Genomic DNA, 17,075 nt, shown 5'->3' on the forward strand with positions numbered 1-17,075 from the left:
TCCGACGGGTCTCCGGGCGCGGTCAGCGGGCGGGCCGATGCAGGAAGACCTCGATGCCGTCGAGGATGCGCGCCAGCCCGAACTCGTAGTCGGTGTCGTCGTAGTCCGGCGGGCTGTCGAGCGACCCGGTCGCGACGATCTCCATGAGCGCCGGGTAGCGCTCGCGGTCGATCAGCTGGCGCAGTAGCGACCCCCAGGACGGCGGCGGCTCGGCGTCCGCGGACACGGCCTCGGCGGGCACGGCATTGCCTGCCGGCCCGGCCGCCGAGGCGGCGGCCTCCGCGGCGGCCGCGGAGGTTGCCGAGGCGGGAGCCGCGCCGGGGCCGTAGGCGCGGCGCAGCTGCACCCACAGCCGCGTCTCGGCGCGCACGTACCCGTCGAGGAGAAGCATCACGCTCGGCTTCTCCTCGGGGGTGGCCCGTGTCCCGGCGAGGGCCGCCAGCCCGGCGTCGAGCCAGCGCAACTGGTTGGGGCCCAGCGGCGGCCCGCTGATCGGGGCGTCGAGCGCCCACGGGTGGCGCTGGTAGAGCGAGCGGTACTCCCCCGCCCAGCGCTCGAGCACCGCACGCCAGCCCTCCCCCGGCGCGGGGCCCGGCGGAGGGCTGGCCATGACGGCGTCGAGCATGAGCATGAGCAGCTCGTCCTTGCCGGTCATGTACCGGTAGAGCGACATCGCGGTGAAGCCGAGCCGCTGGGCGAGCCGGCGCCCGCGCGCGCCGCCGAGCTGCTGGCGCGCTTCGAGCTGACCGACGCCCGCACCCGGGCGGTGCGCACCTACTCCGGGGGGATGCGCCGCCGTCTGGACCTGGCCCTCGGCCTCGTGTCCCGACCGCAGGTGGTGTTCCTCGACGAGCCGACCACCGGGCTCGACCCGCGCAGCCGCGCCGAGCTGTGGACGGTCATCCGCGAGCTCGCCGTGGACGGCGTGAGCGTCCTGCTCACCACCCAGTACCTGGAGGAGGCCGACCGGGTCACCGTGCTCGACCGCGGGCGGTTCGTGGCCGAGGGGACCACCGAGGAGCTGAAGTCCCGGTTCGCCGGGCAGCGCCTCGAGCTCACGTTCACCGACGACGCCCACTTCGCCGCCGCGCTGCGGCTGCTCGGCCCCACCGCGGGCGAGCGCGACGCCCGGCGCCGGGCGGTGGAGATCCCCACCGACGGCACCGCCACCGACGTGCGCGCCGTCCTCGACCGGATGCGGCACGCCGGGCTGGAGGTCGGCCCGGTCGCGCTGCGCCGGCCGAACCTCGACGACGTGTTCCTCAGCCTCACCACCGCGAGCCGCACCACCGCGCCGTCCACTCGCCCCACGCCGGTGGCGGTCACGCCGGCCGGCGCGTCCACCACCGGGGTCGCCGCGCGCCGCGCGCGGCGCCGGCCGGCCCGCCCCGTCCCGCCGTGAGGAGCCCGCGCGATGACCACCGAACCCCTCGCCCCCGCCGGCATCGCCCCGGCCGAGGGATGGGCGTCCACGCTGCGCTGGGCGGCGGCGGACGCCGCCGTGATGGTCGGCCGCGGCATCCGGCACCTGACCCGCGACCCGGAGACGCTGCTGCTGAGCGTGATCCTGCCGATCAACCTGATGCTGCTGTTCGTCTACGTGTTCGGCGGCGCGATCGACACCGAGGGCGACTACGTCGACTATGTCGTGCCGGGCATCATCCTGCTCTGCGCGGGTTACGGGGCGGCCGCGACCGCGGTCGGTGTCGCCCAGGACACCACGGCCGGTGTCATCGACCGGTTCCGCTCGCTGCCGATCTCGGCCGGGGCGGTGCTGACCGGGCATGTCGTCGCCAGCGTCGCGCGTAACGCCGTCTCGACCGCGCTGGTCGTCACGGTGGCGCTGGCCACCGGGTTCCGCCCGAACGCCACCGCCGCGGAATGGTGCGCGACCGCCGCGGTGCTGCTGCTGTTCGTCCTCGCCATGACCTGGCTGTCGGTGGCGCTCGGCCTGCTGGCCGGCAGCCCGCAGGCCGCCAGCGGGTTCACTTTCTTCGTGCTGTTCCTGCCGTACCTGAGCAGCGCGTTCGTGCCGACGGGGACGATGCCGGCCCCGCTGCGGGCGGTCGCCGACCACCAGCCGGTCACCCCGGTGATCGAGACGCTGCGCGGCCTGCTGATGGGAACGCCGATCGGGACGGGCGGGTGGCTGGCGCTGGCCTGGTTCGGCCCGGTGCTGGCCGGGTCATACCTGGCGGCGAAGTTCCTGTTCGGACGGCGTGCGTTCACCGGGCGGGCGGGCTGACCGGTGGTCTCGACGCACCAGGACGATGCCACTCTGGGCTAAGCTGGAGCCGCCACAAGGGCGCGCAAAAGCGCGCTATACGCAGCCACAGATTAGCGGAAAGGGTTGGGGATTGTCAAACGAAGCGGTGCCCGCCGCGGCTGTGCCCCCCGCGCCCCCGGTGCCCCCTGAGAGCGCCCCGGCCCCGGCCGGAGACACCTCCGGGGGCGACGAGCACGCTCGGGAGCAGCAGTATCTGACCATGCTGCACGAGCGGCTGGACGGGCTACGCGCCGCCGCCGCCGCCGGACTCGCCGAAGCCCTGCTGCGCGACGATCCCGAACCCGGCGCGCGCGCCGACCGCGACGCGCTCGCCGCCCGCCACGCCGACCAGGTCGCCCGCTTCGACGCGATGCGCGACCGGCTGCTGTTCGGCCGGCTCGACATGGCCGACGGCGAGCAGCGTTACATCGGCCGGATGGGTGTCCTCGACCCCGAAGCCGACTACCAGCCGCTGCTCATCGACTGGCGGGCCCCGGCCTCCCGCCCGTTCTACCTGGCCACCGGGGCCACCCCGCTGCACGTCGCCCGCCGCCGCCACATCCGCACCGTCGGGCGGCGGGTGACCCACCTCGACGACGAGGTGTTCGGCCCGACGACCCTCGGCGGCGGGGTCCTCGGCCTGCGGACCCTCGACGGGCTCGGCGCCGACGAGGGCGACCCCGACCTCACCGCCGGCCCGCCCACCGCGACCGGTGAACCGGACGGCACACCGGCGCACGACAGCCTCGTCGGCGAGGCGGCGCTACTGGCCACCCTCGGCGCGCACCGCACCGGCCGGATGCGCGACATCGTCGCGACCATCCAGGCCGAACAGGATCGGATCATCCGCTCCGAGCAGGACGGCATCCTCGTCGTCGAGGGCGGACCGGGTACCGGCAAGACCACCGTCGCGCTGCACCGTGCCGCCTACCTGCTGTACTCCCGGCGCGAGCAGCTGTCCAAGCGCGGGGTGCTGATCGTCGGGCCGAACCCGGCCTTCCTGCGCTACATCGAGCAGGTGCTGCCCTCCCTCGGCGAGACCGGGGTGCTGCTGTCGACCGTCGGTGACCTCTTCCCCGGCGTGCGGGCCCGCCGCGCCGAGAGCACGACCGCCGCGGAGGTCAAGGGCCGACCCGAGATGGTCGACATCCTGGCCGCCGCCGTTCGTGACCGCCAGCGGCTCCCCGACACGCCCGTGGAGATCACCGTCGCGGACGGGATCGCCCGCCTCGACGAGACCATCGTCGTGCCGGCCCGGGCCGCCGCCCGGCTCACCGGACGCCCGCACAACCATGCCCGGTCGGTGTTCGTCCGCGAGGTGATCACCGCCCTGACCCGCCAGATCGCCGACCGGTACGAGTCGTCGATCGACGAGGTCGACATCCCGGACTTCGTCGACGACTTCATGCTCTGGCCGGACACCGACGCCGCGCGCGACGCCCTCGGCGACGGCACCGAAGGCGGCGAGCCGGGTGGGGGCAGCGCGGCGGCGGACGGCGGCGACTGGCCCAGCGCGGCCCTGGCCGCCGCGGCCGCGGCGGCGGACCGGCCGGTGCTCGACCCCTCCGACCTGGCCGACCTGCGCCGTGATCTGAGGTCCGACCCCAGGCTCGCCGAGGCGATCGACGGCCTGTGGCCGCTGCTGACCCCGCAGGCGCTGCTGGAGGACCTGTTCGCCTCCGCCGACGCGCTGTCGCGCGCCGCCCCCGGGCTGACCGACACCGAGCGGGCGGCGCTGCGCCGCGACCCCGGCGGGGGCTGGGCCCCCGGCGACTGGGCACCCGCCGACACCCCGCTGCTCGACGAGGCCGCCGAACTGCTCGGCGACGACCCCCGGGCGGCGATCGACGCGGCCGTCGCCGCGCACCTGGAGCGCCAGCAGCGGATCGACTACGCCGGCGGCGTGCTGGACATCCTCTCCCGCGGCGACACCGAGGACCCCGACGGCGAGCTGCTGATGGCCTCCGACCTCATCGACGCCGACCGGTTCGGCGAACGCCAGGAGGAGGTCGACACCCGCAGCACCGCCGAGCGCGCGGCCGCCGACCGCACCTGGGCGTTCGGCCACGTGATCGTCGACGAGGCGCAGGAGCTGTCCCCGATGGCCTGGCGGATGGTGATGCGCCGCTGCCCGACCCGGTCGATGACGCTGGTCGGCGACGTCGCGCAGACCGGCGACGCGGCGGGGAGCTCCTCGTGGGCGCAGGCGCTCGACCCGTTCGTCGGCCCGCGCTTCACCCTCGAGCGGCTCACGGTGAACTACCGCACCGGCGCGGAGATCATGGCCATCGCCGGCGACGTGCTCGCCGCTCAGGGGCGTGGGCTGCGCGCGCCGCGGTCGGTGCGCCGGTCGGGCCGCGCGCCGTGGCGGCTCACGGTCGGCGCCCACGAGCTGGCCGAGCATCTGGAGCGGCTGGTACGTGCCGAGCGCGCGGCGGCCGGCGGCGGGCGGCTGGCTGTGATCGTGCCACGCTCCCGCCGCGACGAGCTGGCGTCCCTCGCCGAAACCGGGTCCACCGGCCCGCGGCCGGACCAGGACGGGGAGGGTGGCTCGGACGGGGATCCGGAGCGGCCGGTCGTCGTGCTGACGGTCCGTGAGTCCAAGGGGCTGGAGTTCGACGCGGTCATCGTGGTCGAGCCCGAGCGCATCCTGGCCGAGTCGCCGCGGGGCGCCGGTGACCTGTACGTCGCGCTGACCCGGCCGACGAACCAGCTCGGGGTCGTGCACGTCGGCGAGCTGCCGGCGGTGCTGAGCCGGCTGCGACCGCGCGAGGGGACCGGTGAGACAGCCAGCGAGGCGACCGGCGGCGTTCCGGCGGCCGGTCCGGCGGCATCCGGTCGCTGAGGCGCCTCGTGCCGCGGCGCGAGGCGCGGCGGGCTGTGGTGGCGACCGTCGGGTCGCCGGGCGGAGGTCGGTCCGTCCCCGGGACGGGGCACACAGCCCCGTCCCGGGGACGGAATGGAGGTTTCAAGATCGAATTTAGTCGCGAACGGTCGTCAACAGCGTTGACTATCTTGTGTCGGGGGTGCACCAGCCGGTAGTCGAACGATCAGCCCACCGCCGGTCACCCGCCCCGCGCGGTAGACGCGAGTAGTCGATGCCACCGGTCAGGCTCGAGGTTCAGCCACCGGTCGACATCTTCGCGCCACCAGATCCGGGTCCCGTTCCAGGCGGACGTCCGGTTCACGACCCCCGCGGCCGCGGGTGCCGCCGGATCACTGCGCAGCCGGTGATCGACAGCCTGCCGGGTGACGCCCAGCGCCCGGGCGATGTCACCAGACCCGACGAGCAGAGGGAGCTCATCCACCCCGCCGACGCTAACCGCAAAAAGGACGGACGGGATGCCCCGCCGCCCCGGTAGGTGGGGCAGCGCACCCCATCACAGGACCAACGGACGGCACACGGGAGCACTCGACCCCTGCGTACGGTACCCACCCGGTCTACGGAGCGGTGCGCTGACGACTCCGTCACGGCGCACCGCGCGGCGGGGAGAACGGTCAGGCGGCCGATCAGGCGGCGATCAGGCGGCGCGCTTCGCCGCGATCCGCTCGCTGTCGGGCCAGCGCACGTCGTGGGCCCAGCCGAGGCGCTCGAACACCGCGATCAGCCCGGCGCTGAGGTCGATCTGGCCGCGCAGCACACCGTGCCGCGCGCTGGTGGGGTCCGCGTGGTGCAGGTTGTGCCACGCCTCCCCGAACGACGGGACGGCCAGCCACCACACGTTGCCCGAGTGGTCCCGGGTGGCGAACGGCGTGGCGCCCAGGACGTGGCAGATCGAGTTGATCGAGAAGGTCACGTGGTGCAACAGGAAGACCCGGACCAGCGACGCCCAGAAGAACGCGGTGAGCGCGCCCGTCCACGACCCCGCCCACAGGCCGCCGACCAGCGGCGGGAGAAGCATCGACACGGCGACGAGCCAGCCGAAGCGGTCCGAGATCCGCCGGATGTCCCGGTCGGCGAGCAGGTCCGGGCAGTACCGCTGGGCATTGGTCCGCTGCGGTGCGAACAGCCACCCGACGTGCGCGTGCAGCAGACCGCGCGCCAGCGACCGGGTGCCGGGCCCGAAACGCCACGGGGAGTGCGGGTCGCCGTCACGGTCGGAGAAGCGGTGGTGGCGCCGGTGCGCGGCCACCCAGTCGATCACGCTCATCTCGATCGCCATGCTGCCGGCGAGAGCGAGCGCGATCCGCAGGCCCCGGCGCGCCTTGAACGCGCCGTGGGTGAAGTGCCGGTGGTAGCCGACGGTGATCCCGAGACCGCCGATGACGTACATCACCGCGCCGATGACGACGTCGTGCCAGCTCAGACCCCAGCCCCAGGCGAACGGGACAGCGAGGGCGACCGCCAGCAGCGGCCCACCCAGGAAGAGCGCGAGCAGGATCTGCTCGGCGCGGGACTTCGGCCGCGGATCCAGCTCGGGCGCGGTGCCCGCCGCCCGCGGCGCCGCAACGGCGGCGCCCGCGGCGCTCTCCCCCGCGGCGCTCTCCCCCGCGGCGGCCGCGCCCACGGCGGCCTTGACCGAGGTCCGCCTGCCCGCGGTGCTCACCGGCGGTGGGCACGCCGCCGGGCCCGCCGGCGTGGGCGGCCGCACCGCGACGGCCGTCGCGACCGGCCGGGACGGCTCCACCGGCACGGCGGCGACGGCTGGCGGGGCCGGCTCCACCGGCACGGCCGGCAGTGATGCCCGGGACGTGGCTGTGGCCGGACCGACAGTCAGTAGCACGGGCGGACTCACGCCCGTACGGTCATGGGACATATGGACCCTCTCCAGGTGGCCGACGACGACACCGCCGACTCTGCTGCGAATCATCGTCCTGGTCAGTGGAGGTGGCGCCCCGGCCCAGGGGGGTCTGACCCCACCCGTACCCGCGGGGGGTGAGCCGCGCCGGCACCGGCCGGCCCTCGGCGAGGGTGCCCGGCACCGGTGCCGGAACAGGTGCCCGGCGGGCGCCGGCGGACAGGTACTCGGCCCCGCCCGGCAAAGGCGGGGATACCCACGCCGCCGCGGGTCGATGCGCCGCCGCGCCCCGGCCGGTGGCGGTTCACCCGGCGCGGTTCACCCGGGTTCACCCGGCCCGGCCGACGAGCCTGCGCGCCACGGACCGGACGGCGCGCGCCGCCGCGGGGCGGCCCGTCGCCCGCGCCCGCCGTCCGTGGGGCACGATCGAGAGCACCATGACGCCGCACACCTCCACGCCCGAGAACACCTCACCCGACCTCGCCCCCGGCGGCAGCGCGCCCGGCGTCACACCCGGCAGCGCGCCGGGCCCGACCGCCGGCCCGACCGCCGGCCCGCCGTCGCTGGCCGACCGCCTGCCGGCCGGTCCCGAACCCGACGCGGACGCCCTGTTCGACGCGTTCGGCGCCTGGGTGACCGACCAGGGCCTGGAACTGTATCCGGCGCAGACCGAGGCGCTGATCGAGGTGGTGAGCGGAGCGCACGTCATCCTGGCGACACCGACCGGGAGCGGGAAGAGCCTGGTGGCCACCGGCGCCCACTTCGCCGCGCTCGGCTGGGGCCGGCGCACCTTCTACACCGCGCCCATCAAGGCCCTGGTGTCGGAGAAGTTCTTCGCGCTGTGCGCGGTGTTCGGCCCGGCGCGGGTCGGCATGATGACCGGTGACGCCTCGGTCAACGAGACCGCGCCGATCATCTGCTGCACCGCCGAGATCCTGGCGAACATCGCGCTGCGCGACGGCGCCGCGGCCGACGTCGGCCAGGTCGTCATGGACGAGTTCCACTACTACGCCGACCCGGACCGGGGCTGGGCCTGGCAGGTGCCGCTCATCGAGCTGCCCGACACGCAGTTCCTGCTCATGTCGGCGACGCTGGGCGACGTCACCCGGTTCGAGGAGGACCTGACCCGGCGCACCGGGCGGCCGACGGCGGTGGTGCGCTCGGCGCAGCGGCCCGTCCCACTGTTCCACCGGTATGTGACCACCCCGCTGCACGAGACGATCGAGGAGCTGCTCGAGACCCGCCAGGCGCCGGTCTACGTCGTGCACTTCACGCAGGCCTCCGCGCTGGAACGGGCCCAGGCGCTGATGAGCGTGAACGTCTCCACCCGGGCGGAGAAGGACGCCATCGCGGAGATGATCGGCGGCTTCCGGTTCTCCGCCGGGTTCGGCAAGACGCTGTCCCGTCTGGTCCGGCACGGGATCGGCGTCCACCACGCGGGGATGCTGCCGAAGTACCGCCGACTGGTCGAGCTGCTCGCGCAGGCCGGCCTGCTCAAGGTCATCTGCGGCACCGACACGCTCGGGGTGGGCATCAACGTCCCGATCCGCACCGTGGTGTTCACCGCGCTGTCGAAGTACGACGGCACCCGCACCCGGATCCTGACCGCGCGCGAGTTCCACCAGATCGCCGGGCGGGCCGGGCGGGCCGGCTACGACACCGTCGGCAACGTCGTCGTGCAGGCCCCCGAGCACGTCGTGGAGAACGAGAAGGCGCTGGCGAAGGCCGGGGACGACCCGAAGAAGCGGCGCAAGGTCGTGCGCCGCAAGCCCCCCGAGGGCTTCGTCTCCTGGGGCGTGCCGACCTTCGAGCGCCTCGTCGCCGCCGAACCCGAGCCGCTGACGTCGCACCTCGCCGTCAGCCACTCGATGCTGCTCAACGTGGTCAACCGGCCGGGGGACGCGTTCAGCGCGATGCGCCACCTGCTCACCGACAACCACGAGTCGCCGGCCGCGCAGCGCCGGCTCATCCGCCGGGCGATCGCGATCTACCGGGCGCTGCTCGCCGCCGGGGTGGTGGAGAAGCTCGACACGCCGGACGAGACCGGGCGCACCGTGCGGCTCACCGTCGACCTGCAGCTCGACTTCGCGCTCAACCAGCCGCTGTCCCCGTTCGCGCTGGCCGCGATCGAGCTGCTCGACCGCGAGTCCCCCGACTATCCGCTGGACGTCCTGAGCCTGCTCGAGTCGACGCTGGACAACCCGCGGCAGGTGCTGTCGGCGCAGCAGTTCCGCGCCCGCGGGGAGGCGGTGGCGGCGATGAAGGCCGAGGGCGTCGACTACGACCGTCGGATGGAACTGCTCGACGAGGTCACCTGGCCCAAGCCGCTCGACGAGCTGCTGCACGCCGCGCTGGCCACCTACCGGCGCGGCCACCCCTGGGTCGACGACTACGAGCTGTCGCCCAAGTCCGTCGCCCGGGACATGTACGAGCGGGCGATGACCTTCGCCGAGTACGTCGACTTCTACGGCCTGGCCCGCTCGGAGGGGCTGCTGCTGCGCTACCTGGCCGACGCGTTCAAGGCGCTGCGCCAGACGGTGCCCGAGGACGCGCGCACCGAGGAGCTCACCGACCTCACCGAGTGGCTGGGCGAGCTGGTCCGCCAGGTCGACTCCAGCCTGCTCGACGAGTGGGAGGCGCTGCGCGACCCCGCTCCCGAGAGCCACGCCCCGCCGAGCGGGCTGGTCGAGCGGACCTCGGCGGTCACCGCGAACACCCGCGCGTTCCGGGTGCTGGTGCGCAACGCGCTGTTCCGCCGGGTCGAGCTGGCCGCGCTGCGCCGCTACGACCTGCTCGGCGAGCTCGACGCGGCCGTGGGCTTCGACGCGCCGGCCTGGCGCGACGCCCTGGAGCCGTACTTCGACACGCACGCCGAGATCGGCACGGGGCCGAACGCCCGCGGCCCCGGGCTGCTCATCGTGGAGACCGCCGCGGACCGCTGGACGCTGCGCCAGATCTTCGACGACCCGGCCGGGGACCACGACTGGGGAATCAGCGCCGAGGTGGATCTCGCCGCCTCCGACGAGGCCGGCATCGCCGTCCTGCGGGTGACGGCCGTCGACCAGCTCTGAGCGGCTTTCCCGCGGTCCGCTTTCCGGCGGTCGGTCGGAGGGGCGTATCGGGCGGCGGGCGCGGCGGCGAACCGCCCATGGCACCGAGGTGTTCATACGCGCTCCGGGTGGTGCGCAACCGGCACCATCGGTCCAGCCCTCCCGCGTAGGTCCTGGAAATGCCGCAGGTGCGGTGCGGCGCGGTGCGGTAACGGACGGACATGACGGCCGCCGCGGCCGGCCCGCGGCCTTTCCCGTAACGGCCCGAGCCCGGCCGGGCCGGGCATCGCGCACCGGCGTCCACCCACGACCAGGGGTGACGGCGGCGACTGTGGGCGTGGGCCCGAAAGACGCCGCCGGCCTGGTATTTACCCAACCCCGACGGCAGGCATTCTCATAAACTAACCACCGGATACACAACTGACACCATGCCGGGAATCGACGAAGAACACCGGACGACGGATCCCGTCGATCCATGCCAACGGAGAACGAACGGTCGAGCACCGTGCCCCACGCGCCGCCGTGGCACGCCGGCGCGCTCCCCACGGCGCCGCGCGGCGGTGCGCGGCGGCGGGATCCACGCGCCGCGCACGGGGATCCGGCGGCGGTGGCGGGCCCACGCGACCGGGCCACCCCCATACACCTTCGCCGGATCCCAACCCTCACTGCGCGCGTTCGGCACCACAGTGCACAATGCGCTGATTGCCGGGACGAAGATCCCCTTGCTAGTCTCATTTCCCAGCAAGGCGTTTTGTCTGCCGTAAAGGACCGGGCGACCCGGCGACACTCCCCGCCGACCCGGCACCGCATCCGGCGCCGCACGACCTCCGTTTCCGCGACTGACCTCGTCTCACGCCGGCTTAGGCCCGGGAAATAAGTGGCGGGCCGGTGGCACCTTTGCTGAATTTTTCTGTTTTGTTTCGTTCTTAGTCCGCGAGACCCCCGGACGAGAGGAAGACGATGACATCGGGCACTTCCGATGACTGCTCGGTCGAGGCTTTGCTGCCTCGAGCCGTCACCCGGCTGCGCGCCCGTACCGGCGCCGATCTGGCCTATGGCGGATCGGTCGATCCCCGCTCGCGCTACCTGACCATCAGCGCGCTCGACGGGAACCGCACCAACGCGCTGCGCGGCATGTCGCTGCCGCCGGGCCACGGCGTGGGCGGGCGGGTCGTCGCGCTGGGACGGCCCGTCGTGATCGACGCCGGCACCCGCCCGCGCTACACCGAGGACCAGCGTGACTGGGCCGTCCTCGGCGAGGACATCTCCTCGGTGGTGGCCGTGCCGGTACGCACCGGCGGAACCGTCCACGCGGTGCTGTACTGCGGCGTGCGGGCCGACAACCCCGTCCCGCCGGCCGCCGTGGAGACCGCGCTCAGCGTCGCCCGCCGATTCGAGGCGTTCCTGGCCGAACGCACGATGACGGCGCGCGCCGACGCCGGCCCGACCTCGGGCGGCCCGGCGGGCGCGTCCCGGCTGCGGGTGCTGTGCCGGGTCGACGCCGAACTGGAGGAGCTCAGCTACCAGGCCGGCGACCCGGCCCTGCGGGAACGGATCGTCGCGGTGCGCGACCTGCTCGAGGACCTCTTCCCCGACACCGCGCCGCCGACGCGGGCCCAGCCCTTCGGGCTGTCCCCCCGCGAGCTCGACGTCCTGCGGCTCGTCGCGGAGGGCATGTCCAACGCGGAGACCGCGCGCCGGCTCGCCGTCAGCCCCGAGACGGTGAAGGCGTACCTGCGCAGCATCATGAACAAACTGGGGGTGCACAACCGCACCGCGGCCGTGAACGTCGCGCGCCGTTCCAGCCTTTTGCCGTGAGACAGGCGCGACAGCGCGCCGCCAGAACCGCCGACGGGCGGTGACCCCCCGAGATTCTCGGGACGGTCACCGCCCGTCTGCTTCGTCCGAGCCGTTCACCCGGCCGGCGGTGCACCCGACCGAAAGTGCTTCCCGCCGACCACGCACCCGGCGAGCAGGGCGCCCGACCGGCGTTTCACCCGCGGCCGGCCGGTGGGAAACATTCCGTTCACGCCCATCGGGAAATGCATTCCAGTCCTGGTGCCCGTAACCCGCGGGCCACGAGCGGAACCGGCCGCGGGACGAATCTCACCGGCGCCGTGTCGGCCCGGGGCAGAACCGCCGCGCGCCGGGCGCCGGCGCCGGTCGGGTGGCCGCGGCGCCGGGCGCCGGCAGCGGGAGCGGGCCGGTGGACGCCGGGCCCGACGCGCCGCTCTGATCCCCCGCGGGCGGCTGTTCCGCCCCAGGTGGCGGCGCCGCGCCCGGGCCGCCCGACCGCGGCCGCGCCCCGGGCCGCTGCCCTGTCCCACCGGGCGCGGCGGGACGCTCGTCCCAACCGGAACCCTCCGGCCGGCCCGCGTTGTCAGCCGGATTACCCCCGTGCGGTTGAACCCCGTACCGCGGCCGGGGGCACCTCGCCAGATGCGGCGGTGTTCTGCCGTTGTTGTGCCCTTCGAACTTCTCCTCCACGACGAACTCCCCCTCCTCCGGATACCGACTGGCGCGAGTCACGACGTCATCGCGGTACTCACGCCAACGGCGTGAACATTAAAGAGGGATTCGCGCCTTTGGTACCCCTCTATGGGGGTATCGCCCAATCTTTGCTACTTCTACGTTGAACTCATGTCATTTCCCGTCGAAGTCACGCGGCGGTTCAGGGGCTCGACGGGGCGCCCCGCCAACCACCGGTCACCCGCCCACCCGGGCGCCGTGGCCGGGCCGGCAGAACCGCTCGAGCCGCACCTGCCGCCCCGCACGACGCCACCGCGGCCCGGCACCGTCCACCCCGCCGCGCCACCGCCACCGCCACCGGAGCAGGGGCCACGCCGGCGCCGCTGGCGCGGCCGCGCCGGGCGCTCGCCCGAGCCGCGGGCCACACAGCCGCAGGCCGCGGCACCGGGAGCCGCCGAGCCGCGAGCCGCGGCACCGCAGCGGCCGGGCGGTCCGGGCCGTCCCGGGCAGCCGGGTGGGCCTGGGGGTTCGGCGGGCGCACCGGCCGGCGGGCGCGGCGGGCTGTTCGCCCTCCTCGCCCGGATCGCGATCACCCGGCCGGGGCGCGTACTGGCCGTCACCGGGCTGCTCGTGCTGCTCCTGCTGCCCTGGGCCGCCGGGGTGTTCGACCGGCTCGCCACCGGCGGCTTCTACGCCCCCGGCGACTCCGCCACCCGCGCCGAGGCGATGCTCGACGCCGAGTTCCCCGGCGCCCCGCCCAACGTCGCGATCATGATCACCGCACCCGGGGACATCGACGGTCCGACCGCCCGCCGGCTGGGCGAGAACCTCACCGAGGAACTTCACCGCGAGCCGGGCGTCAGCGGCGTCACGTCCTACTGGTCGACGGAGTCCCAGCGCGGGCTGCTGCGCTCCCAGGACGGGCGCAGCGCGCTCGTCCTGCTGCGGCTCACCGGCACCGAGGACGCGATCGCGCGCCACGTGGCCGCCCTGCATGACAGGTACGCCCACGACGGGCCCGGCGTCACCGTGCGCCTCGGCGGCGCGCCCGCGGTCATGCTGGACGTCACCGAACAGAGCCGCGCGGACCTCAAGCGCGCCGAGCTGATCACCGCGCCGCTGGTGCTCGGTGTCCTGTTGTATGCGTTCGGCGGAACGGCCGCGGCGCTGCTGCCCATCGTCGTCGGCGGCAGCGCGGTCATCGCCAGCCTCGCCTCGCTGCGGCTGCTCTCCGAGGTCACCCACATTTCGGTGTTCTCGCTGAATCTGACCACCGCGCTCGGTTTCGCCCTCGCCGTGGACTACTGCCTGTTCATCCTGCGGCGTTTCCGCGAGGAGCGGGAGAATGGCCTGGACCGGCCCGCCGCCCTGCACACCAGCCTGCGTACCGCCGGCCGCACGGTGCTTTTCTCCGGTCTGACGGTGGCGCTCTCCCTGACGGGCGCGCTGCTGTTCCCGCTGCCCTACCTGCAGTCGTACGCCTACGCGGGCATCGCGGTGGTGGTGACCTCAGAACTCGCGGCCCTGCTGGTGCTGCCGGCGGCGATCATGCTGCTGGGCGAGCGGGTGGAACGTGGACGTCGCCGCCGGGCCGGGGCGCCTGCGCCCGCCGGCACCGGGGTTGGTGGCGGCCGCGAGCCCGGCGCGGTGTGGGGGGCGATCGCCCGCCGGGTGATGGCCCATCCGCTGCTGTTCGGCGGCGCGGCGGTCGCCCTGATGGTGGTGATGGCGCTGCCGCTGGGCAACCTGCGGGTCGCCCTCGCCGACGACACCGTCCTGCCGACCAGCGCGGACTCGCACATCGTCAACGACGCCATGCGTGAGGACTTCACCGTCTGCCTGCCCTGCCAGATCCCGGTCGTCGCGGCCGGGGTGGACGCCCGCGAGCCGCAGGTCGCCGCGCGCCTGGGCGGCTACGCGGCGCGGCTGTCCCGGGTGCCCGGCGTCGCGCGGGTGGACACTGTGGCCGGCAGCTTCACCGACGGCCGTCTCATCGCCCCACCGCCACCGGACGGCGGGGCGTTCGTCGGCGTGCACGGCGGCGCCTGGCTCTCCCTGTGGCCGACCGAACCCGACCCGCTCTCGGCGGGCACCCAGCGCACCGTCGACCTCGTCCGTGCCATCCCGGCGCCCTACCCGGTCGAGATCGGTGGCCTGGCCCCGCACCTGGTCGAGACCCGGGACACGGTGATGCGCGGCCTGCCCGGCGCCATCACCGTGGTGATCATGGCGACGTTCGTGCTGCTGTTCCTGTTCACCGGCAGCATCCTGCTGCCGGTGAAGGCGCTGCTGCTCAACGCGCTCAACCTGGCCGCGGTCATGGGCACGATGGTGCTCGTCTTCCAGGACGGGCACCTCCAGCCCCTGGTCGGGCACTTCCAGGTCTCGGGCACCGTCGAGCTGACCAGCCCGGTGCTGATGTTCTGCGTCGCCTTCGGGCTCAGCATGGACTACGAGATCTTCCTGCTCGCCCGCATCCGCGAGGAGCACCAGCGCGGGGCGGGCAACCGGCGCGCGGTCACCCGTGGCCTGGCCGCGACCGGCCCGCTGCTGACCTGCGCCGCACTCGCCCTGATCGTCGTGATGATCGGCGTCGCGACGTCCCAGATCAGCATCATCAAGATGATCGGTGTCGGCCTGGCGCTGGCCGTGCTCCTGGACGTGACGGTCGTGCGCGCCGTGCTGGTGCCGGCCTTCATGGCCCTCGCCGGCCGGTACAACTGGTGGGCGCCCAGGCCGCTGCGGCTGCTGCACGAGCGGTTCGGCCTGCGCGAGGGCGGCGACGCGTTCGGCGAGGCACTCACCGCCGGGGCGCTCACTCCCGCGGCCCCGCCGGCCACCACCGCGCCGGCCACCGGTCCGTCGGCGACCACCACTCGGGCCACGTCCCGGTCGGCCGGCAGCCCGCCGGCCGGCGCCGGGCCGGGCACGGCGAGCACCCGGCCGACCGCCGTCGCCCGCTCGTGGGCGCCCGCGGCGGCGGCCCGCCCGGTAGGCGGTCACGAGTCGGAACCCGGCCCGCAGGGCACCGCCGGTGGTGCGGGGGCGCCGCGCCGGCGTCCCGGGCTCGGCATCTCCGAGCCGGCTCACCCGACCCCGCCGAAGGTCCTCTTCTCCGCGAGCACCTACGGCCGGGCCGAGGACGGCCTGTACGACCCCGACGACCAGGCCGACCACCAGTCCCCCGGCGGGAGCCGCGGCGGCCCGGCGGTCGGCCACGGCGGCGCCGACACCCGGGCGGACGGCACGCGGCCGGACGGCGATGCCGAGCGCGCCCCGGCGGAGGCCGACTCGGACGAACCGACACGGGACACCCACGTGCCCACCCTCGGCGAGCGGGAGACCACGGAGGGCTGCTGGTCGGCGGACGCCTGGTTCTCTCCGCACGGCGACGCGCCGGGTGAACCGCCACACGAGAGCTGACCGCCAGCCGCCTGACCAGCACCACTGACGGTGGGCTGCGGCACACCCCCTAGTGGTGGGGGCGCCCGATGCAGTATCCCGGACTGACGGCACGCTCTCCCGGAGCGGCCCGTCAGCGCGACGTTCCGGCCACCGCGCGAAGGCGCCGGGGCCGGGACGTGCCGCGCCGACCGACCCAGAAGGTGGATCATGCGACCAGTGACCGTGAACGAGCCGGCGATCCTCGCCCCGACCGAGGGCACGGTCCTGGACCTGCTGGACCTCGAGGAGATCGACCGCGACCTGTTCCGGGTCCGCATGGTGTTCGACGACGTGTACGCGCTCTACGGCGGCCAGGTCGCCGCCCAGGCCCTGCTCGCCGCGGGCCGCACCGTGCCCGAGGGGCGGGTGCCGCATTCGCTGCACGGCTACTACCTGCGCCTGGGGGACGCGTCCCGGCCGACCATCTTCCGGGTCGACCGCGACCGTGACGGCCGCTCGTTCTCGGCCCGCCGGGTGGTCGCCGTGCAGGGCGGCGAGGTCATCTTCAACATGTCGGCGTCGTTCCACGTGCCTGAGAAGGGCACGGACATCGACGCCGAGCCGATGCCGGCGGCGGGCCCCCCGGAGACGATGATCGACTACGTGTTCCCGCGGCTGTTCTCCTTCGAGGGCCGCACCGAGAAGCCGGTCGAGCCCGGCGAGGACTTCCCGACCCGCTGCTGGGCGCGGTGCACCGCGGCGCTGCCGGACGACCCGCTGACCCACGCGGTCATCCTGACCTACCTCTCCGACAGCATGGCCGGCCTCGCCCCGTTCCACACGCCCACGGCCCGCTCCGGGTCGAGCCTGGACCACGCGGTCTGGTTCCACCGGCCGATCCGGCTCGACGAGTGGGTGCTGATGGACCACGTCCCGCGTACGATCGCCGGCGGCCGCGGCTGGTACACCGGCACCATCCACACCCGTGACGGCCGGCTCGGCGCGAGCCTGACCCAGGAGGCCCTCTTCCGCGCACCCCGGGAGCGTCCCCGCCGGTAGCCCCGGCGCGGCACCGCCACGACCGCCGACAAGGCGGGACAACCGGACATACCGGACCGAGATGTCCGCCTGCCTGCTCCGGGTAGGGCTCCTGCCACGGGAGTTGGG

Annotated in this window: 10 protein-coding genes; 7 read left to right on the forward strand and 3 right to left on the reverse strand. The window is 74.4% G+C overall.

Annotated elements, in window-relative coordinates:
- Window positions 1–22 precede the first annotated feature (22 nt).
- A complete protein-coding gene (locus MXD62_RS37660; RefSeq protein WP_248834082.1) occupies window positions 23–673 on the reverse strand; it encodes a TetR/AcrR family transcriptional regulator C-terminal domain-containing protein in 651 nt (216 codons plus the stop codon).
- A gap of 54 nt (window positions 674–727) precedes the next feature.
- Between MXD62_RS37660 and MXD62_RS37665 the strand changes: the two genes are divergently transcribed.
- From MXD62_RS37665 to MXD62_RS37675, 3 genes are all read left to right on the forward strand, one after another.
- On the forward strand, window positions 728–1,402 hold the full coding sequence (locus tag MXD62_RS37665) for an AAA family ATPase (protein ID WP_368862510.1): 675 nt from the start codon (window positions 728–730) through the stop codon (window positions 1,400–1,402).
- A gap of 12 nt (window positions 1,403–1,414) precedes the next feature.
- A complete protein-coding gene (locus MXD62_RS37670) occupies window positions 1,415–2,245 on the forward strand; it encodes an ABC transporter permease (protein ID WP_248834083.1) in 831 nt (276 codons plus the stop codon).
- A gap of 241 nt (window positions 2,246–2,486) precedes the next feature.
- Window positions 2,487–5,111, forward strand: a complete 2,625-nt coding sequence (locus MXD62_RS37675) for a UvrD-helicase domain-containing protein (protein WP_251082967.1) — start codon at window positions 2,487–2,489, stop codon at window positions 5,109–5,111.
- 220 nt (window positions 5,112–5,331) lie between these two features.
- Here the strand turns inward: MXD62_RS37675 and MXD62_RS37680 are convergent, their stop codons facing one another.
- Complete coding sequence (locus MXD62_RS37680; RefSeq protein ID WP_006539918.1) at window positions 5,332–5,574, reverse strand: hypothetical protein; 243 nt, start codon at window positions 5,572–5,574, stop codon at window positions 5,332–5,334.
- 213 nt (window positions 5,575–5,787) lie between these two features.
- The gene (locus tag MXD62_RS37685) at window positions 5,788–6,681 is read right to left on the reverse strand and encodes an acyl-CoA desaturase (protein ID WP_368862511.1); all 894 of its coding nucleotides are present in this window, start codon (window positions 6,679–6,681) and stop codon (window positions 5,788–5,790) included.
- 620 nt (window positions 6,682–7,301) lie between these two features.
- On the opposite strand from MXD62_RS37685, the gene MXD62_RS37690 reads away from it, so the two are divergent.
- The 4 genes from MXD62_RS37690 to MXD62_RS37705 all read left to right on the forward strand — a co-directional run bounded on the left by MXD62_RS37690 (window position 7,302) and on the right by MXD62_RS37705 (window position 16,967).
- Window positions 7,302–10,076 carry an RNA helicase gene (locus MXD62_RS37690; protein WP_248834086.1) on the forward strand — a complete coding sequence of 925 codons (2,775 nt, stop codon included), beginning with the start codon at window positions 7,302–7,304 and terminating at the stop codon, window positions 10,074–10,076.
- A 939-nt stretch (window positions 10,077–11,015) separates the two neighbouring features.
- Window positions 11,016–11,873, forward strand: a complete 858-nt coding sequence (locus MXD62_RS37695; RefSeq protein WP_248834087.1) for a LuxR C-terminal-related transcriptional regulator — start codon at window positions 11,016–11,018, stop codon at window positions 11,871–11,873.
- A gap of 822 nt (window positions 11,874–12,695) precedes the next feature.
- On the forward strand, window positions 12,696–15,947 hold the full coding sequence (locus MXD62_RS37700) for an MMPL family transporter (protein WP_248834088.1): 3,252 nt from the start codon (window positions 12,696–12,698) through the stop codon (window positions 15,945–15,947).
- Between the two features lie 189 nt (window positions 15,948–16,136).
- Window positions 16,137–16,967 (forward strand): acyl-CoA thioesterase II, encoded by an 831-nt coding sequence (locus MXD62_RS37705; protein WP_112108019.1) that lies wholly within the window; start codon window positions 16,137–16,139, stop codon window positions 16,965–16,967.
- The last annotated feature ends 108 nt before the right edge of the window (window positions 16,968–17,075 follow it).

Source organism: Frankia sp. Mgl5 (assembly GCF_023242985.1).
Lineage (GTDB): Bacteria > Actinomycetota > Actinomycetes > Frankiales > Frankiaceae > Parafrankia > Parafrankia soli.